This window comes from Protofrankia coriariae (genome assembly GCF_001017755.1).
Lineage (GTDB): Bacteria > Actinomycetota > Actinomycetes > Frankiales > Frankiaceae > Protofrankia > Protofrankia coriariae.
In genome coordinates this window covers 3,893-21,916 of the sequence record NZ_JWIO01000019.1, presented here as the reverse complement: position 1 = coordinate 21,916, position 18,024 = coordinate 3,893, and the positions used below count along the sequence as shown (strand labels likewise).

Below are 18,024 nucleotides of genomic sequence, written 5' to 3'. Positions count from 1 at the left end.
GCTGAACCTCGTATACCGCTGGGATAACAGGACGTGGCAGTCTTTCACGTGCGACATCGGGGGAAGGCGGGCTTGTGGCCGTCGTGGCCCCTCACGACGGCTGGCAGCGGGCCGTCCAGACGGCGAGCTCGGTGCGGGCGGCCACGGTCTCGCGGTGCTCGGGTCCCAACGCCTGTTCGAACAGCGCCAATACCGCGGCGAACTGGTCCCGGGCACCCGCGGGATCCCCCGCCTCACCGGTCCAGTGGGCGAGGTTGCGCTGGTCGAGCAACGTGTCCGGATGGTTGGGGCCGAGGACCCGCTGGTGGATCAGGAGCAGGACAGCGTACTGGTCGCGGGCCATCGCGGGGTCTCCCGCCTGACCCACCCAATAGGCGAAGTTACCCCGGGCGACCAAGGTTGCGGGATGCTCAGGACCCGAGACCCGCTCACGGATCGGTAGTAACTGTGCGTACTGATCGCGGGCGGCGGCAGGGTCACCCGCCTTGCCGGTCCACCAGGCGAGGTTGGTGCGGACCCACAGCGTGCCGTGATGCTCCGCGCCGGACACCCGCTCGTGGACGGTGAGCAGTGCCGAGCACATGTCGCGCGCGGCCACGGGGTCCCCAGCCTCCCCGATCCAACGGGCATACTGATCACGGGATTCGAGAACATCTGGGTGTTCCGATCCCAGAACCCGTTCCCTGATCGGCAGAAACGCGGCGTAGTGAGTGCACGCGCCCGCCACATCGCCAGCCTGCCCGGTCCAGAACCCGAGATTCGCCCAGACATACAGGGTGTCCGGATCATCCTCACCCGCGACGCGTCGCCACCGGGGCAGGATGGACAGGCACAGGTCGCGCGCGCCGGGCCAGTCGCCGGCCTGCCCGGTCCAGTCCGCGAGACGGGCCGCGACCAGCAGAGTCCGCAGGTCGTCAGCGCCTAGGGCCCTGCTGCAGACGGGCAGCAGCGCCGCGAGCATGTCGCGCGCGCCCCCCGGATCCCCGGCCTTCCCGGTCCAGTTGGCGACGGCGGCACGCGTACGCAGAGCGGCAGGATGTTCGGCGCCCAGCCGTCTCACGGTGTCGTTGTGGACGTCCTCCTGCACGATTTTCGCCGTCCGGTAGTCGCCACTGGCGTCGAGATACTCGAGGAGTTTCAGGACGCCGGGACGGTCCGGACTGAACACGGTACGTGCGTGGGGAGCCAGCATGGCGTAGGCAGGCCACGTCCTGGACCGGTGGGGTTCATCCGGCAGCGCGGCCTCCACCAAGGCCGCCACCACGCCGCGCAGGACGTCGCGACGTTCTTCGGGCAGCTGACCGGCGATGACCGCCCCGACGAGGCGGTGCAGCTGAACCGTGTCCCCGCTACGGCGGGCCAGGGAGTAGGCCAGCGCGTCACCGACCACATCGTCGAGGTCGAGCCGGGGATGGGTACCGGTGCACGCCTGCGCCAACGGGCCGTCGAGAAGATCGGGATGGTCATCGAACAGGGCCAACGGGATCGGTTCGGGAGCCAGCAGCGCACACAGTGTCAGCAGCTGCACGGTGGCCGGGGTGTCGGCCTGCAGCCGTTCCAGCGCCATGGACCATGCGGTGGCGATGGTGCCGGCATAGAAGGGATCGCCCCCCTTGCCCAGCAGCGTCGTACGCCGGGTACGGAACTTCGTAAGGTAACCGGCGGGATCCATCCGGGTCGTGGTGAGGTAGCCGGCGGCCTGCGCCAACGCCAGGGGCAGATCACCCAACTCGGCGGCCAGCGCGTCGGCTACTGCCGCGTCCAGGCCGGGAAGACGGCGGGTCAGGAACGCCACCGCCTCAGCCCGTTCAAACACATCCACGTCGACCCCGGCGGCGAGTGCCTCCCAGCCTGGATTCCGGGATGTGATCAGCACATGGCCCGGTCCGCTCGGCAGCCAGTCCCGCAAGGTGACGGGATCCTCGGCGTTGTCGAACACCACCAGCCATCCCACCCGACGGCCCAGGGCGGCGAGCACGACGGCCGCGATGTCGGATACCACTCCATCGGTCGACAGACCCAGCGGGCCCGCGAGCGCGGCGAACTTCTCGCCGACCAGGAGAGTCTGTTCCGCGTCGATCCACCAGACCAGTGTGTATTCGGCGGCATGCCGATGGGCGTACTCGACGGCCAACTGGCTCTTGCCCACCCCGCCCATGCCGTGCAGGGCGGTCACCGCCACCGGCCCCGACTCCAGTTCGGTACGGATCCGGTCGAGTTGGGACTGGCGGCCGGTGAAATGCCGGTTGCGACTCGGCACGTTCCACACATCGGGCAGCCGCCCGGGGAACATCGGCTCCATCCCCGTCGCGGTGACCGTCGGTTGGGCGGGCCCGCCGGGAAAGATCGGCTCCACCGCCGGCTTACTCCGCTCCCCACGTGCTGCGGTCACCAGCCGCCCGGCCGCGATGTCCCGGTCGAGGCCGAACAGGTCCACGCTGACCAGCTGACCCAGCAGCCCCGGCCGATCACACTCCTCCACCCGGAACACCAGCAGCTTGCGCGCCCGCCCGGACGGGTCGGCGGCCCATGCGGCCTGCCACTCCGCCTCCGTGAACGCCGAGGACAGGTAGGCCGTCGACAGCACAGCGATCGTGCGAGCCGCGACCTGTGCCGCCTGATGCATCTCGGTGACGAAATGACTACCTGCGGAGAAGTCCCAGGCCTGGATCCGCACCCGGTAGCCGGCGTCCTCCAACACCCAGGCGATCCACTCCGCCCACCCCTGATCGGCTCTGGTGTAGGAGACGAAGAAATCCACCCCCGACAATGGCGACCTCGCCAGGCCCTGCACAGCGCCGCCGCCTGACGTCGGGACCCCTGTGCCCATAGCCGCATAGCCTGCCACAGTAGCCACGAACCGTCGCAACCCAGACGCGTACCGGACAGCCGAACGGGCTGGCACCCGAGAGGCCCGCCCACTTCCCGGGTGCCAGTAGCTCGGCGGGCGGTGAGGACGACCCGGCAATAGCGGATGGCCTCGACGTCGGCTGCCCGCCTGGTCGTCTCCTGGAGCTGGATCGGCTTGCCGGCCGCCGGGTTATAGCCGGCGAAAACCGCGACCCGGAACGACTCGCTGGGGAGCCGCTCCACGTGACTCTTCTGGTCAGGCTGCCGCCGTGTTCACGGACGGGGCGTTGCTGAGTCACCGGCCCATACGCCACGACGTATTCCACACGGATCAATCGGCGAGGCTCGCTACCGATCGTCGATGCGTGCAAGCGCCTGCCGGAGATGCTGTGTGCGGGAGGGGGGACTTGAACCCCCACGCCCGAAGGCGGCAGATCCTAAGTCTGCTGCGTCTGCCATTCCGCCACTCCCGCGCACGTGCTGCCAGGTACGGCGTACCACAAGGTAGGTGCCGCAGGTATCACGTACCGCCAGCTACAGGGTAGCGATCGCTGGCCACGAACCGTCCAGCCGCCCAGCTCAGCCCATGGGCTGGACGGTGCGGGCGAGGGCGCGGAAGGCGGTGGTGATCCATCAGATCGGGCCCTGGTTCGCGTCACGGCAGGTGGACGGCCGGGTGGAAGACTGGCGGGTGTGCTTCGGAATGTGACCGCCACCCGGTATGCGACGCCGCTGCGTGAGGGCGGGAGCCTGCCCGGTCTCATGGAGGCCGACGATCTCGGGACCTGGGTCGTGAAGTTCCACGGCGCCGGTCAGGGGGTCAAGGCGCTGCTCGCCGAGGTCGTTGCCGGGGAGCTGGCCCGCGCCCTCGGCTTCGCCGTGCCGGAACTGGTCGTCATCGACGTCGATCCCGAGCTCGGCCGGGTCGAGCCCGACCAGGAGATCCAGGAGCTGCTGCGCGCGAGCCCCGGAGCGAACCTCGGGATGGACTACCTGCCGGGCTCGATCACCTACGATCCGCTGGCGTTCACGGTGGACGCCGGCCTCGCAGCCCGCGTCCTGTGGCTGGACGCGCTCGTCCTCAACGTCGACCGATCCTGGCGGAACCCGAACCTGCTGCTGTGGGGTGGCCGGCTGTGGCTGATCGACCATGGCGCCGCGCTCTACCCGCACCACGACTGGACGCGGGCGAAGGGCACGCTCGACCGTGCCCTGCCCCAGTGGAACCAGCATGTCCTGCTTCCGGCCGCCGGGGAGCTGGCGGTCAGTCTGCCGGCCGCCGACGCGGCTCTTGCCCCCGCGGTGACCGAGGAGCTGTTGCGCGACGTGCTTGCGCTGGTGCCCGACGCCTGGTTCGGCATCGACGCCAATGCCGACGCTGATGCCGCGCGCTATGTCGACTGGCTGCACACCCGGGTCAGCGGCAGCCGCCCGTGGGTCACCGCGATGCTGGCAACGGACCGTCCAACCCGGTCGGCGGATCGTGGGACGGGACCGCCGGAGTGGCTCCGACGCCGGCTACCGTCACGGCCCGCTCACGCTCCCACCACCAGCCCGCCAGCCCCCGGCCGCCACAGGGACGGCGACCATGGGAGCAATGGCTGTGAGGATGGGCGCCGTTCCGCGGACGACAGGGCCACGGACAACACAGCCGGGGACGGTAGGACAGCGGATGGCAGAGCCGGGGACGACAGGGCCGGGGACAGCCGTGGCTGATCTGTTCGAGTACGCGGTCATCCGGGTCGTGCCCCGGGTCGAGCGCGGCGAATACGTCAACGTCGGTGTCGTGCTGTGGTGCCAGCGGGCCGGTTATCTGGCGTCCAGGTACGCGCTGGACGTCGACCGGCTCACCGCGCTCGACCCCTATGTGGACCGTACCGTCATCGCGGCCCACCTGGACGCGCTGCGACGGGTCTGTGCCGGCGGCGCGCAGGCGGGCGCGCCAGGGTCGCTGTCAGCCGGTGAACGGTTCCGCTGGCTGACATCGCCGCGCAGCACAACCGTCCAGACCTCACCCGTACACAGCGGCCTCACCCACGATCCGGCCGCCGAACTGGAGCGTCTGATGAGCCTGCTGGTCGATCCCCCCGGCCCACCAGACAATGTTGGTGGCATGCGTCCGCTCAGGCGACGTCGAGCATGATGGTGATCTCTTCGGGGGCGCCGTCGTCTTCGAGGACCATGACGACGGAGTCCCGAAGATCTGCCAGGGCCTCTTCGCGGGTGTCTCCGTTGCCGTTGCACCCAACGCGGCCGACGTAGGCGTGGGCGCACCAGACGCCGTCCTCGTCCTGTTCCACCGTGTAGGGGATGTGCACCGCGCGGCTCATGGCAATCAGAATACGTTTGCCGGTTCCCGGTGGACGTGGGCTCGCCCGGTCGGGTGGCACCCGGTGGGGCGGGGCTGTCATCGGTGACCGCGGTCCCGCCCGTTGATCGCGGTCACGTCGACAGGTATCCCGGGACGGCCGGGGCCACCCACGGCCCGGACCGTCGTCGGATCGGATGCGCCGTACGCCGCCTGCCACAGCCTGCTCCGGCGCACCCGAGGTTTCCCATACCCAGGCTGCCTGACCGGCTGCCGTGTGTGAAGGGGCCTACGGCACGTGCGCCATGTCACTTTGGCGACTGTCACGGGGCCGTTGTTCTGCTCGCGGCCGGCAAAGATACCTGAAGACCGGTGATGAGCAGGCATGTCCCGGTTTCGGCTGCCCCGCCACCACAGCGATCATCGACGTCGGCCGGGTGCGCGCAGCATGATCGTTGTGATTCTGATGCTGTGGGAACAGCGCTGAAATTACAACGATCATGCCGCTGGCCGAGGCTGACGCGGGTTGGGTGGTCACCGCACCGGCGGGGTGGCTGGTCAGATGGACGACAGGCCGAGGTCGCGGATGATTTTGGCGACGTGGCCGGTCGCCTTGACGTTGTAGAGCGCCTTCTCGATCCTGCCGTCGGCGTCCAGGACGAAGGTCGAGCGGATCACGCCCACGGTCTTCTTGCCGTAGAGCGTCTTCTCACCGTATGCGCCGTAGGCGGCGAGCACGGCCCGGTCCGGATCCGACAGCAGCGGGAAGGTCAGTTTCTCGTTGTCGTGGAACTTCACGAGTTTCGCCGGCTTGTCGGGGGAGATCCCGAGCACGTCGATGCCGGCGTCGTTCAGCAGCGCGAGACTGTCCCGGAAGTCACAGGCCTGCTTGGTGCACCCGGGCGTGGAGGCGGCCGGGTAGAAGTACACGACGACCCGTCGTCCCCGGTAGGACGACAGCGACACCTCGTTGCCGTCAGCGTCGGGGAGGGTGAAGTCGGGGGCGCTGTCACCGGAGGTGAGACGGGCAGCAGCGGCGGTCTCGGTCATGGCCGGAAGGTAGCTGGACGGGTCCGGCACCGCAAACCCCACCCCTCCGAAACCAACCCGGTGTGCCTTTTTCGCACGTTGTCCCCTGGCGTCGCTGCCCGGCCAGCTGGTCGCGGCGGGGAGGGCCGCAGGGCAGGCTGTCAGGGCGGGCTGCCCAGCGGCTCGACGCCCGCGAGCGTGGCCACACCCACGAACGCGGCCGGATCCACCTGGCCGGCGGCCCATCTGCGCAGCTCGTTTATGATCAGAATGGCCAGGTCGACGTCCGCGTCGGCGTCTGCGTCGGCGTACACCATCGGGTCGATCACGACGTCCATGATGACCAGGAAGGTCCGGCCGTCCCCGACGATCCGGCCGCAGCCCACCGCCCGGCCCGGCTCGTCCGCGGCCTCCACGCACAGGCCGGCGAGGCTGCCGTCGATGGCGTCCTCCGCCGCCTCGGGGCCGGGGTCGGGCAGACCGCCGGCGGTACGCAGCCGGCGCAGCTCCGCCACCGTCGGCATCCGGTGGACGACGATGAAGCCGCCCACCGACAGTGACAGGGCGTGCGCGGCAGAACCGTTCGCGCTCGCGCCCGCCGCCCCCGCCGCCGGCTCGACGAGCGCCGGATGGGTGGACACCGGGCCGGGCCGACGCCCCACCAGCAGGGTGTCGACCGCCGGGTGTCCGCGATCGTCGGTCCGCAGCGGGCTGCGGACGCGGCCGGCCCGGCTGATCCGCAGGGGCGGGCCGGCGGCCAGCTCCGTCAGCAGCTCGTCGGCGTCGAACAGGAGCTCGGGGTCGGCGGGGGTGACGTTCTCGTGCCGCAGGTTCGCCCGGTCGTGTCCGATGACCAGCAGCGTCCCGCCCGGGACGATCGCGTCGACCGCGCAGCGCAGCACGTCCCGCCGCTGCTCGGGCTCCAGGTGTAGGTAGCAGATGGTGACCAGCTCGTAGGACGCCGGTCGCGGCGTCCAGACCATGACGTCGGCGTGGATCCACTCCGGTGTCACGTCGAAGCGGCGGGAGAGCTCACGTGCCTTGCGGATCGCGACCTGGGAGAAGTCCACGCCGGTGACCCGCCAGCCCTGGGTGGCGAGCCAGACGGCGTTGCGGCCCTCGCCGCAGGCGAGGTCCAGGGCGCGTCCCGGGGTGAGCCCGGCGAGATGTTCGATCACGACCTGGTTCGGCTCGGCGGTCCACAGCAGGCCGGTACCGGCATGCCGGCGGTCCCACTGGGCGGCATTCATAGTCGCTATCTCACCTCGGGTGGCCACGATCTGCCGCATCGTGGCCACCCGAGGATCGGTCAGCCGGTGGCTGCCGGTGCGGGAGCGGCGGCGGCGCTGGTCACCGCGGCGGTGAAGCCCTGAGGGGTCAGAGCCTGCGGGGACAGTTGCCGGCCGTTGACGAGCACGGTCGGGGTGCCGGTCACACCGCGTTTGGACGCGTCGTCCTCGACTTTCGCGACATAGCCGTTGTAGGTGCCGTTACGCACCGCCTCGACGAACGCGGGGGATGTCAGGCCCACCCTGGCGCCGAATGCCGTCAGCGCGTCGTTCTGATATCCGCCGCTGTGCTCGGGCGGCTGGTTGGCGTAGAGAATGTCATGGTACTCCTTGAATTTTCCTTCCTGCGCGGCGGCCGCGGCGGCGTTCGCCGCCCGGACGGACTCCGGCCCGAGGAAGGACATCATGTGATAGACGGCCCTGATCCGTCCGTCGCTGATCATTTGCTGGATGTTCGGGCCGAGCGTGCTCTCCAGCTCCTGGCAGATCGGGCACTGGAAGTCCTCGTAGAAGTCCACGGTGACGGGGGCGTCCGCCCGGCCGACGACGATTCCGTTGTCGGTGCCGGTCGCGGTCACCGGCAGCACCACCGGCGCGGATTCCGTCCGGTTGCTCTGGACGGCGACGCCGATCAGCGCGGCCACCGCGAGCAGGGCCACGACCACCGATCCGACGATGGCCCGTTGCCGCCGCCGCGCGCGGGCGGCTTCGGCTGCCCGGGCCTGGGCCGCCTTCTCCCGCCGGCGATCGTCCCGCGGGGACTTCTCCAGCCGGGGGTCCTCCCGCCGGGTGTCGTTCCGGTTCCGGCGGACGTCGTTTCCGGCCTGCCTCGTGTCGTCCTGGGCCTCGTCCCGCCCTGTGTCGTCCTGGGTGGGCCCGGGCTGCTGCGCGGCGGAGCCACCCGGCCGGGAGGCCGACCGCGCGCCGGCCGGCCTCCCGGCCGGGTTTCCGCTCCGCTTCCCGCCTGACCGGTTCTTCCTGCTCTTTCTGGACGCGGTACTCATCAGCTCTCCGAAGTCCTGCGACGGCTCGATGACATGGGCCTGCGGCGGCATATTTCGATCATGGACGCACTGTCTGCGGCCCCTCGACGGCCGGTGGGCGCGTGCCTCGTTCGAGGAGGCGGTCGACGGTGAGCGCACCGGCTGGCAGGCAGACCACCAGGACGCTCGCGGCGAGCAGCAGACCGTCCCGGATGATCTCCCCGGTGTAGTGGGTGGGCGCGCCGGCGNGGCGGTGAGGTCCCCGCCGGTGGAGAAGCAGCCGCAGTCGATGCGCAGGCCCCGCGCGGCGGCCGAGGCGATCGCCGCGATGTAGACGGCGAGCAGCAGCGTGGAGACGGCGGCGCTCACCCGCACCGCCAGCCCGACGAGCAGCAGCAGGCCGAGCGCGATCTCCACGAACGGGACGGCGTAGGCGAACGGGTGCACGAGCGCCTCGGGCAGGATGCGGAAGGCCCGGACCGACCGCACCATCCCCTGCGGGTCGCCGATCTTGACCAGGCCGGCGGCGAGCCAGAGCCCCGCCAGCCCGAGGCGTAGAAGCGTGGAGACGGTGGCCAGCACCAGCGGTACCCGTGAGCTGGCCGCAGCGGCCCCGGCGATCGTCCTTCCGGCCGTTGTCCGCTGATTCGTCATTGTTTCATGTGGTCTTTCCGGTATTGACCAGGATCGGGAGGTCATGGGCGTAGTCGGCGACCTGGGTGCCCGCCAGGTAGACGACCCTGGCCCGGTCGTCCGTGGTGAAGGCCATGACCTGTGTGCCATGCGTGACGGTGAAGATCCCGTTGGGCTGACGTACCGGATCCTCCAGCGGGATGCCGAGCGCGTCCGCCTGCGCGCGTATCTGTGCCAGGGTGCCCCGCACACCGATGAAGGACGGGTCGAACTGGTTCAGCCAGCGGCTGAGCACCTCGCCGGTGTCCCGCTCGGGGTCGGTGGTGACGAACACCGTGGCGATCCGCGACCGGACGGATGCCGGCACCGTGTCGAGGGCCGCCGCGATGTCGGCCATCGTCGTCGGGCAGACGTCCGGGCAGTTGGTGTAGCCGAAGAACAGCAGGGTGACCTTCCCTGCTGTCCGGGAACGCAGGTCGAACGGGGCGCCGGCGGTGTCGACCAGGTTCAGCGCGGGTTTGTCGACCGGTTGCGCGAGCGCCGTGCCACGCAGCTCGTTGGTTGCCCCGGAGTCGTCCACGATCGTGACCGCGGACTCGGTACCGGACGCACACCCGGCCAGGAGGAGCGCGAACGCCATCACCAGCGGTACCGCGAACAGGCGGCGGCGGGCAGGAGGACGCGGACGGCCCCCGCCGGATCCTCGGCCAGGCGGATCGGTACCAGGGCGGGCACCCGCCGTACTGTCGGCGTCGTCGCCGACAGCTTCGCCGACAGCTTCGCTGACGGCTTCTCCTGCATCTTGCGATGTACGCACCCGGGCCTCGCTCCTCGATCCGTACCCTTACCGCCGGACGGCTCCTTGTGTGGACTGACGGATAAGCCCTACGGCTCGGTTCCACCTCCGGCCGTGTCGGACGCCCGGGCCGTGGGCCATCACCGTGGGCCATCAGTGGAACAGTGGGCCATCAGTGGAACAATCGCATGTGCCGGTCCCGCCGGGAGCGGGCGCTCCTGGCGGTGAGTCACCCGCGAGTCACCGGTATCCGCTGGCATCCGCCCGTGCCTGCCGGCGTGACCGCTGCCCGGCCGAGCCCTGTCGCGATCTTCGGTGACGCGGGACAGTCGTCTACGAAGGTACGCGACCGGCTTCTTCGGCAACGATCTCCGATGACGTGGGGACGGTGGCCCGGCGCGGGTGAGCTCGGCCGCTCGACCGCTGTTTTGCCGCGCGTCCGGGCGGCCCTTCTGGCACGATTGTCATCAGATCCTGTCGTAGATCCCGGCGTCATCCGACGTCGATGTCGTCGCTCATGGTCGTCATATAGTGTGATTCATGTTATATCCGGCATGTTCCGGTGGATATTCTGGTACGCCTGAACGGCCATCCTGGGATGTGGAGGAGGTCTCGACGGTGGCGTTCTGTTCGGGTCGACGACAACGCCATTGACCACAACGCCGTGCTGCTGACGACAGCGTTGCCGGTCCGGCGAAGCCGACGTGGTACGTTCAGGAAGCGCCGGTGAAGATCCAACAGATATACCCAGGCAGTCATCGCGCGTGGAGGAAAGGGCGACATCGGTGCCGCAGGACCCGGCTGCGATTCAGCAGCAGATCGAGAATACCCGCGCCGAGCTCGCGGTCACCTTGGACGCCATCGCCGAGATCGTGAGCCCCAGAAGGGTCGCGGAGCGGACTGGCGAGCAGATCAGAGGCAGGGTCGCCGAGCTGCGCCAGAAGATGATCACGAGCGGCTTCGGTGGCCCGCCCGCCATCACCGCGGACTCCAGCGTCGCCGGCAACGGTTACGGCACGCCGGCCGACAGGCGTGAGCTGGTCGCCGGGCTTGACACGGGTCCGGTCGTGCAGCGCGTCGTCCGATGGGACAGGGTGGCCGCCGTCGGGAGCGGCGTGCTGGTGCTGTTCGTCAGCGTTCGCCGCCGCAGGCGCCGCCGCGCCCGCGTTCTGTGACGTTCTACGGCATTCCGCGAGGGCCGGGCAGGCCCGCTCTTGTCGTATGACGTAATGCTGTAGTTCCGTAATGCCATCCAGTGCCAGAAAAGCGGACTTCCGCCTGTTTCTGGCAATATTCCGCCGATAGCGACCGTACCGGCCGGGTGACGGCCAGTGCGGGCCTGAAGCCGTGCTGTGCCGACTGTTCTGGGCCGGTTCTCCGTGCCGGCCGTTCTGTGCGGACCGCTGTGCTTCGTGTCCGCCCGCCCCGAGCGCGTCCTCCCGCGCCGTCCGGGTTGCCGGCCCGCCCGAGTTCCCGCGCTTCCCGCTGTCGTCGTGGTGCCTGCTGGCCGGGGGTTTCCGGCCGTCCGTGCTTTCGACGAGCCGTCGCCCGCCGCTTTGTTCACCGGTACCGTCCATGCTTGTGGGATCTCATATATGGATGGTCGGCCGCCCACGTTGCCCGAGATTTTCGCCGCTTGTACCCAGCCGGCGACCGGTGGGCGACGGAATGCCCGTCCAGTTCGGGGACCCGGCTTTGACGCATTCGTAGACTTGACTTGTTCCAGACAGCGGCGAAGGCTGGCCGGTGTGAACAGTGAGGATGCCGCCGGGCAACTGCGCTCGGCCGGGCTGCGGGTGACCGCGCCTCGGCTGGCGGTGCTCGCGTCCCTGGCCGAAGGCGCGCACCTGAGCGTGGAGACGATCGCTCAGGGCGCCCGTGCCCGGCTCGGCTCGCTGTCGCTGCAGGCCGTGTACGACAACCTGGACGTGCTCGCCGCCGCCGGGCTGGTGCGCCGGTTCGAACCGGCGGGCCACCCGGCCCGGTTCGAACTGCGGGTCGGTGACAACCATCACCATCTCGTCTGCCGGGTGTGCACGGCCGTCTACGACGTCGACTGCGTGATCGGCGCGCGGCCGTGCCTGTCGCCGTCGGACGACCATGGTTTCGTCATCGACGAGGCCGAGGTGACCTTCTGGGGGATCTGCGCCGACTGCCAGGCCAGGGCCATCGCCGACGTTGGGGGCGGCGCCGGCTCCGGAGCCAGGGCCGACGTCAATGCCGATGCCAGGGCCAACGCCGATGCTGGCACCGCTGGTGACGCCGGTGCCGACGGCAGTGCGCCTGCCGGGGCGCGGCCGCGGCGGGCCGTTCCGAGCGTGCGGGAGAGCTGACCTCCCGGCCACGCGGCTGATGTCCCGGCCACGCCGGGAGAACCGACAGCTGACATCCGTCGACTTTCCGGCGGGCACGGGCGGGTAGGACCCCGGGAGTCCGAATCCGGCGCGAGCCGCCCGGCCGTCGGCAGGGACCCGTCCCACCGACGGTCGGGACGCGACGACAGAAGACAACAGGAGTGAGTTTTTGATGACTGACTCTCGACCACCTGTAACCACGACCGACGCGGGTATCCCGGCACCGAGCGACGAACACTCCCTGTCTGTCGGCCCGAACGGTCCGTTGCTGCTCCAGGATCACTACCTGATCCAGAAGATGGCCCAGTTCAACCGGGAACGGGTGCCGGAACGGGTCGTTCACGCCAAGGGCGGCGGTGCGCACGGCTATTTCGAGGTGACCGCGGACGTCACCCCGTACACGAAGGCGGCCTTTCTTTCCGAGGTGGGCAGGCGCACCGACGTGTTCATCCGGTTCTCCACCGTCGCGGGTGAGCTCGGCAGCGCCGACACGGTTCGTGATCCGCGTGGTTTCGCCATCAAGTTCTACACCGAGGACGGCAACTACGACCTGGTCGGCAACAACACGCCGATCTTCTTCGTTCGGGACCCGAGCAAGTTCTCCGACTTCATCCACTCCCAGAAGCGGCGGTCCGACACCCACCTGCGCGACAACAACATGCAGTGGGATTTCTGGACGTTGTCCCCCGAGTCCGCCCATCAGGTGCTCATCCTGATGAGCGACCGCGGGACGCCGCGCAGCTGGCGGAACATGAACGGTTACGGCAGCCACACGTTCATGTGGGTGAACGAGGCGCACGAGCGGTTCTGGGTGAAATACCACTTCAAGACCGAGCAGGGCATCGACAACTTCACCGACGCCGAGGCGAAGGCGGTCGTCTCCGTGGACCCGGACTTCCACCTCCGGGACCTGGCGTCGTCGATCCAGCGGGGCGACCATCCGGCCTGGCGGCTGGAGGTACAGATCATGCCGTTCGCGGACGCCGCCACCTACCGGTTCAACCCGTTCGACCTGACCAAGGTCTGGCCGCACGGGGACTACCCGCCGATCACGATCGGGCGGATGGTCCTCGACCGCAACCCCGAGGACTACTTCGCCGAGGTCGAGCAGGCGGCGTTCGAGCCGGCGAACCTGGTGCCCGGCATCGGCGCGAGCCCGGACAAGATGCTGCTCGGCCGGCTGTTCTCCTACCCGGACACGCATCGTTACCGGATCGGCCCGAACTACCTGCAGCTACCGATCAACCGCCCGAAGGTGCCGGTGCACTCCTACAACAAGGACGGCGCCATGCGCTACCAGCCGTCCCACGACCCGGTGTACGCGCCGAACAGCTACGGCGGCCCCAGGGCGGACACGGCCCGGTACGGCGAGGACGCGGTCTGGCGGGCCGACGGCGACTTCGTCCGGGCGGCGTACACGCCGCGCCGCGACGACGACGACTTCGGCCAGGCCGGGTCGCTGTACCGCGACGTGATGTCCGATACCGATCGGGAACATCTGGTCTCGAACATCGTCGGCCACGCGTCCCAGGACGTCACGTCGGAGGTCCAGCGCCGGGTGGTCGAGTACTGGCGCCAGGTCGACCCGGACCTCGGCGCCCGCGTCGCCAAGGGCCTCGGCACCGGCTGACCAGCCCTTTTCCTACGCGTTTCCTACTCGCAGGCCGGGCCTCATCCGACGGCCCGGCCTGCGGCCCTCCCGGGCAGAGCCGTGCTGCGCGGGCATCGGTCTACAGGATGCCGCGGCGGCGCAGGACGGTCAGGGCGGCGATGCCGGGGAGGACGGGGAGCCAGTAGCTGATCAGCCGGTACACCAGGACGGCCGCGAACATGGACACGGCGTCGCCGCCGGCGGCGGCGAGGCCGATGGCGAGGGCGGGCTCGAGCGCTCCGATGTTGCCCGCGGTGGGTACCGCGCCGGCCACCACCGCGCCCACCAGATAGATGGTCGCTACCGACAGTAGCGATACGGAGCCGCCGAAGGCCCAGACGCAGGTGGCCAGCGCCACGATCTGTGTCACCTTGGTGGCAGCGGCCGACAGCAGCAGCACGGCGGTGCGCCGGGGGGAGCGTGCGAGCAGCGCCAGATGCTGGCCCGCGCCGCGCAGCGCCGGCCCGAGCCGGCCGCGGATGCGGGGGNNNGAGCCGGCCGCGGATGCGGGGGTGCAGGCCGGCCACGACACAGCCGACCAGGCACAGCGCGACACCGCCGAGGGCGGGTCCGGAGCCGACGCTCGCCGTGACCGACCTGATGGGCGCGATCACCGCGTCCTGCGTGCCCGAACCGCCGACCAGCGCGGCGGTGAGCGCGATCCCGCCCACGTGGGCCAGGGCGAAAACAATCTTGACTGCGGCCACCGCGCTCAGGCAGGCCGAGCAGGTCAGCTTCTGACGTTCCAGATAGCGGATGTTCACGGCGATCGCGCCCAGGCCCGCCGGCAGCACCCGGTTGGCCGCCGCCGCGGCCAGTTGCACCGCCACCGCCGTGCGCAGCCGCAGGGGCAGCCCACTGGCCGCCCGCAGGGCCAGACCGTTGGCCAGGAAGAAGCAGGACGAGGCAAGCCCGCACGCCACCAGCCATGGCCAGGTCGGCACGGGGACGCTCGACAGTCTCGCCCCGACCTCCGTCCGGAACCGCATGACCAGCATGACGGCCGTCGGAACGGCGAGGGCGACCACGACCAGCGTCCAGGGATGGCGCAGCCAGCCCATCCGCAGACGGGGGCGCAGCGTTCCGGAAAGTGCGAGTGGGCTCACCATCTGCTCATCAGGCAGGCCTGACAGCGGCGGGCGTGTGACCTGCCGTGGTGAGATAGCTGCTGGCTGTGCGGTGGCGACGGCGCTGCCGTCGACCGTCGCCCTTGCGGGGGCTGCCGTCGCGGTAGCTGCCCGGCTGGGCGTCATGGCGCCAACAGTAGATCGGAATTCATAACGGATGCTGAACAACGTACATCCTGTGATGGGATCTTCTTCTACCTGCCCCGTCGGGCGAGGGATGGCACCGATTGGCCAGGAGGCCGTTTCATGCCGGTACGGAACAGAACCGGCGGCGGCCGGCTTGCACGCAGAGGTACGTCATGTCGCCCGAAAATGACGTGCACCGGTAATCCGCCGCCGGGTGACCGGGATCACAGAACCCAGCGAAACCTTCAGCATCCGAGGAAAGGCAGGACCGTGACAGATCTGCGTGACCTACCGGTAACGACCCTTGCCGGTGAGAAGACGACCTTTGGTGCGTTGGCGGACGGGCGTGCCGCGCTCGTCGTCAACGTGGCAAGCCGGTGCGGCCTCACCCCGCAGTACGCCGGTCTGGAGAAACTGCACGAGGAGCTCGCCGGCCGCGGATTCACCGTGATCGGTTTTCCGAGCAACCAGTTCGGTAGGCAGGAGCCGGGCACCGCGGAGGAGATCGCGACCTTCTGCTCGACGACCTACGGGGTGACGTTCCCGCTGAGCGCGAAGATCGAGGTCAACGGCGAAGGCCGTGACCCGGTGTACGCCGAGCTGACCCAGGCCGCCGACGCGGAGGGGCGGACCGGCGACATCGCCTGGAACTTCGAGAAGTTCGTGGTCGCGTCGGACGGCAGGGTCGCCGCCCGCTTCGGCCCGCGCACGGAGCCGCACGACCCGGCGCTGCGCCAGGCGATCGAGGCGGTTCTGCCCGCCTGATTCCCCTTTCGGCCCTGGCCCCTGTCCCTGGCCTCGGCCTCCGCTCCCGGTTGTGGCTCTGTCCTGTTTCTGCTTCCGGCCAGGCCCGCCCCGCCCCTGGTTCCGGTCCGGTGCTGGTCGTGGGGGCGTTGCGGTTACTCACTCGGCCCGGCTCTTTCTCAGTGCGGTCCGGCGGTCGTCCGGGGGAGCCCGTCCGGGCCGTACCAGGACGGCCGGTGAGTGCGCAGCCAGCGCAGGATGGCCGTCCGCAGGTACGTCGGCCGGAACTCGAACGTGTGGAGCGTGGACACCGAGACCGAACTGATGTCGATCGCCTCCTCCCGGCTGCCGATCTGTGCGAACGCGGGCAGCGCCGCGGCGAACACGACGTTGATCTCGTGCCAGCTCTGACCGGATTCGACGAACGTGTGCTCCACGCATCCGACGAAGTCCAGCGCGTGGGTCGCGAGTCCGGCCTTCTCCCGGATCGTGCGGCGCAGCGCCGCCTCCACACTCTCGCCGGGCTCCACGTTCCCGCCCGGCAGGTAGAACCAGGACCGCCCGCGCCGGTTGGCGATGAGTACCCGCTCACCGGAGATGAAGAGCATGCGGGCGCTCAGTACCGGGATGGCGTCGTGGGCCGGGCCGCCCAGGCCGTACGGGCCGCCCGCGGCGGCAGGGCGTTCCAGGTCGGCGACTGTCGGGTCCACGGCGATCGTCGGGTCGGCGGCCCAGGAAGCGTCCCTGCCGGGACGCGGTAACGGTCGGGCTGCCTGGTGGGATGTTGCGTCGTTGTTCTTGAGCATGGCTTTCCTCACGGGTGAAGGCGGGCTGGATCGACCACGTTCGGCTGATTCGGCTGCTTCGGGTACTTCGGGGCTGCTCCGGTGATGTTGCTGCTCGGTGATGTTGCTGCTCGGGGGATGTTGGGTCGGTGGGTGTCGCGTCTTCGAGGTGTCCGCGGCCGGTTCCTGGCGGGCCTTCGGCGTACTGGCGGCGTCTGACAGCACCGGACGGCACCGCGGACAGCGCCCGGCTCGGCCTTTTTCCGGTGTCAGGCCCCGGTTCGGCCTGGCTGCCGGTTCCCGCGGCGGCGGCCAGGCGGTCTATCCGTGGGTGCTCCTGACCCGCTGGACCGCCAGCGAGGACGGGTCGAGCCCGAGGATGTCCATCGCTTCCTGAACGACGGCCCGCTCGGCGGGGTCGAACGTGCCGTCCGAGCGTCCGATCACCGCGCCGAACTGCACGACCGACCGGGCCCGCGCCCGGTTGCCCCGCACCTTGGCGATCTCGCGCAGCGCCGCGGCCCGGCCGCCGGCGGCGTCCGCGCGCAGCGCGTCCACATGGGCGTCGAACAGGTGGACGAGCTCGTTGGGCGGGAAGGCGCTGAGCGTCCGGTCGGTGGTGACGATGTGCGCCATGGCGTCCCGCTCCCGCGCGTCGATCGTGCCGTCGGCGGCGGCGACGAGCGCGCAGATGGCGACCGCGGCGTCCCGGAACGCGGCGTCGTCGAGCTCGTGCCGCCGGGCGTGCAGTTGGGCCCGCAGCACGTGCACGGACTGGCTGAGATGGTTCCACCACGCGTCGGGCTCGTGCACCGGCAGCCCCTGCCACACCGGCCAGTGGTCCTCCAGCCAGCGGACCACCGCGACCGAGACGGCGGCGGGTGTCAGCGACCGTTCGTTGAAGTCCTCCAGGGCCAGCGGGACGAGCGCGGCGCCCGCGTGGGTGACCGGGGCGGCGGCACCGTCGGGCAGGTCGGCGGCGAACAGTGCGGTGACCGTGTGCTCCGCGTCCGGCCCGTGGTGCTCGACGCAGCCGACGAACTCGGTCGGGACGGCCGGGGAACCGGTCAGGGTGTGGACGTAGCGGGCCGCGGCCGAGGCGATCCCCTCGGCGGGCTCGACGTCGCCGCCGGGCAGGAGGTAGGCGGACACGTCGGACCGATAGTGCGCGACCAGGTAGCCACCGGTGTCGAGCAGGATCCGGACGTTCAGCCGGACATCCGTGGGAACGGGCATGTCGACCCCCTGATGACGGTTTCCCGCTGTCAGCGGCATTACGGACGAGTTGTTGCTGACCCGATGACATCATCCACCTGCCCAGGGTGGTTGCCCATTGGCAGGAAGCCGCC

General features: G+C 69.9%; 15 protein-coding genes, 1 tRNA gene and 1 pseudogene. 6 read left to right on the top strand and 11 right to left on the bottom strand.

The window, feature by feature from the left end; translation table 11 throughout:
* Positions 1-91: 91 nt before the first annotated feature.
* Positions 92-2,830 carry an FxSxx-COOH system tetratricopeptide repeat protein gene (gene fxsT / locus FrCorBMG51_RS25250; RefSeq protein ID WP_157180492.1) on the bottom strand — a complete coding sequence of 913 codons (2,739 nt, stop codon included), beginning with the start codon at positions 2,828-2,830 and terminating at the stop codon, positions 92-94.
* Between the two features lie 412 nt (positions 2,831-3,242).
* Positions 3,243-3,323 (bottom strand) — tRNA-Leu (locus FrCorBMG51_RS13300).
* Between the two features lie 220 nt (positions 3,324-3,543).
* Between FrCorBMG51_RS13300 and FrCorBMG51_RS13295 the strand changes: the two genes are divergently transcribed.
* Together FrCorBMG51_RS13295 and FrCorBMG51_RS13290 are read left to right on the top strand one after the other, a co-directional pair.
* Positions 3,544-4,566 carry a HipA family kinase gene (locus FrCorBMG51_RS13295; protein WP_338052748.1) on the top strand — a complete coding sequence of 341 codons (1,023 nt, stop codon included), beginning with the start codon at positions 3,544-3,546 and terminating at the stop codon, positions 4,564-4,566.
* Entirely contained in the window at positions 4,559-4,993 is a 435-nt protein-coding gene (locus FrCorBMG51_RS13290) for a DUF3037 domain-containing protein (RefSeq protein ID WP_200902444.1), read from the top strand. The genes FrCorBMG51_RS13295 and FrCorBMG51_RS13290 overlap by 8 nt, the downstream gene beginning before the upstream one ends.
* On the opposite strand, the gene FrCorBMG51_RS13285 is transcribed toward FrCorBMG51_RS13290, so the two are convergent.
* The 5 genes from FrCorBMG51_RS13285 to FrCorBMG51_RS13265 all read right to left on the bottom strand — a co-directional run bounded on the left by FrCorBMG51_RS13285 (position 4,974) and on the right by FrCorBMG51_RS13265 (position 9,909).
* Entirely contained in the window at positions 4,974-5,180 is a 207-nt protein-coding gene (locus FrCorBMG51_RS13285; RefSeq protein WP_047223435.1) for a type II toxin-antitoxin system HicB family antitoxin, read from the bottom strand. The two genes, FrCorBMG51_RS13290 and FrCorBMG51_RS13285, sit on opposite strands and share 20 nt — an antisense overlap.
* A 536-nt stretch (positions 5,181-5,716) precedes the next feature.
* Positions 5,717-6,208 carry a thioredoxin-dependent thiol peroxidase gene (gene bcp / locus FrCorBMG51_RS13280; RefSeq protein ID WP_047223434.1) on the bottom strand — a complete coding sequence of 164 codons (492 nt, stop codon included), beginning with the start codon at positions 6,206-6,208 and terminating at the stop codon, positions 5,717-5,719.
* 140 nt (positions 6,209-6,348) lie between these two features.
* Positions 6,349-7,476 carry a class I SAM-dependent methyltransferase gene (locus FrCorBMG51_RS25245; protein WP_200902443.1) on the bottom strand — a complete coding sequence of 376 codons (1,128 nt, stop codon included), beginning with the start codon at positions 7,474-7,476 and terminating at the stop codon, positions 6,349-6,351.
* 20 nt (positions 7,477-7,496) lie between these two features.
* Positions 7,497-9,113 carry a thioredoxin domain-containing protein gene (locus tag FrCorBMG51_RS33160; protein ID WP_476742158.1) on the bottom strand — a complete coding sequence of 539 codons (1,617 nt, stop codon included), beginning with the start codon at positions 9,111-9,113 and terminating at the stop codon, positions 7,497-7,499.
* Positions 9,114-9,117: 4 nt separating this feature from the next.
* Complete coding sequence (locus tag FrCorBMG51_RS13265) at positions 9,118-9,909, bottom strand: SCO family protein (protein ID WP_235433553.1); 792 nt, start codon at positions 9,907-9,909, stop codon at positions 9,118-9,120.
* Positions 9,910-10,673: 764 nt separating this feature from the next.
* On the opposite strand from FrCorBMG51_RS13265, the gene FrCorBMG51_RS13260 reads away from it, so the two are divergent.
* The 3 genes from FrCorBMG51_RS13260 (at position 10,674) to FrCorBMG51_RS13250 (ending at position 13,872) form a co-directional block, all read left to right on the top strand.
* A complete protein-coding gene (locus FrCorBMG51_RS13260; RefSeq protein WP_047223430.1) occupies positions 10,674-11,063 on the top strand; it encodes a DUF3618 domain-containing protein in 390 nt (129 codons plus the stop codon).
* 573 nt (positions 11,064-11,636) lie between these two features.
* Positions 11,637-12,221 carry a Fur family transcriptional regulator gene (locus tag FrCorBMG51_RS13255; protein ID WP_076843604.1) on the top strand — a complete coding sequence of 195 codons (585 nt, stop codon included), beginning with the start codon at positions 11,637-11,639 and terminating at the stop codon, positions 12,219-12,221.
* 193 nt (positions 12,222-12,414) lie between these two features.
* A complete protein-coding gene (locus FrCorBMG51_RS13250; protein WP_047223391.1) occupies positions 12,415-13,872 on the top strand; it encodes a catalase in 1,458 nt (485 codons plus the stop codon).
* Between the two features lie 100 nt (positions 13,873-13,972).
* On the opposite strand, the gene FrCorBMG51_RS31260 is transcribed toward FrCorBMG51_RS13250, so the two are convergent.
* Together FrCorBMG51_RS31260 and FrCorBMG51_RS33845 are read right to left on the bottom strand one after the other, a co-directional pair.
* Positions 13,973-14,425, bottom strand: a complete 453-nt coding sequence (locus FrCorBMG51_RS31260) for a lysylphosphatidylglycerol synthase domain-containing protein (protein ID WP_052914645.1) — start codon at positions 14,423-14,425, stop codon at positions 13,973-13,975.
* Positions 14,426-14,465: 40 nt separating this feature from the next.
* Positions 14,466-14,882: pseudogene (locus FrCorBMG51_RS33845) on the bottom strand (lysylphosphatidylglycerol synthase domain-containing protein); the annotation flags it as partial.
* Positions 14,883-15,416: 534 nt separating this feature from the next.
* On the opposite strand from FrCorBMG51_RS33845, the gene FrCorBMG51_RS13240 reads away from it, so the two are divergent.
* Positions 15,417-15,911: a glutathione peroxidase gene (locus tag FrCorBMG51_RS13240; protein ID WP_047223390.1), complete on the top strand. Its 495-nt coding sequence runs from the start codon at positions 15,417-15,419 to the stop codon at positions 15,909-15,911.
* A gap of 158 nt (positions 15,912-16,069) precedes the next feature.
* Here the strand turns inward: FrCorBMG51_RS13240 and FrCorBMG51_RS13235 are convergent, their stop codons facing one another.
* A complete protein-coding gene (locus tag FrCorBMG51_RS13235) occupies positions 16,070-16,696 on the bottom strand; it encodes an NUDIX domain-containing protein (RefSeq protein ID WP_235433551.1) in 627 nt (208 codons plus the stop codon).
* Between the two features lie 300 nt (positions 16,697-16,996).
* Positions 16,997-17,911, bottom strand: coding sequence for a TerB family tellurite resistance protein (locus FrCorBMG51_RS13230; protein WP_047223428.1), 915 nt, complete (start codon positions 17,909-17,911; stop codon positions 16,997-16,999).
* Between the last annotated feature and the right edge of the window lie 113 nt (positions 17,912-18,024).

Coding starts and splice junctions, on each gene's coding strand:
- fxsT (WP_157180492.1), bottom strand. CDS start 2,830: ATGGGCACAGGGGTCCCGACGTCAGGCGGCGGCGCTGTGCAGGGCCTG.
- FrCorBMG51_RS13285 (WP_047223435.1), bottom strand. CDS start 5,180: ATGAGCCGCGCGGTGCACATCCCCTACACGGTGGAACAGGACGAGGAC.
- bcp (WP_047223434.1), bottom strand. CDS start 6,208: ATGACCGAGACCGCCGCTGCTGCCCGTCTCACCTCCGGTGACAGCGCC.
- FrCorBMG51_RS25245 (WP_200902443.1), bottom strand. CDS start 7,476: ATGCGGCAGATCGTGGCCACCCGAGGTGAGATAGCGACTATGAATGCC.
- FrCorBMG51_RS13250 (WP_047223391.1), top strand. CDS start 12,415: ATGACTGACTCTCGACCACCTGTAACCACGACCGACGCGGGTATCCCG.
- FrCorBMG51_RS13235 (WP_235433551.1), bottom strand. CDS start 16,696: ATGCTCAAGAACAACGACGCAACATCCCACCAGGCAGCCCGACCGTTA.
- FrCorBMG51_RS13230 (WP_047223428.1), bottom strand. CDS start 17,911: ATGCCCGTTCCCACGGATGTCCGGCTGAACGTCCGGATCCTGCTCGAC.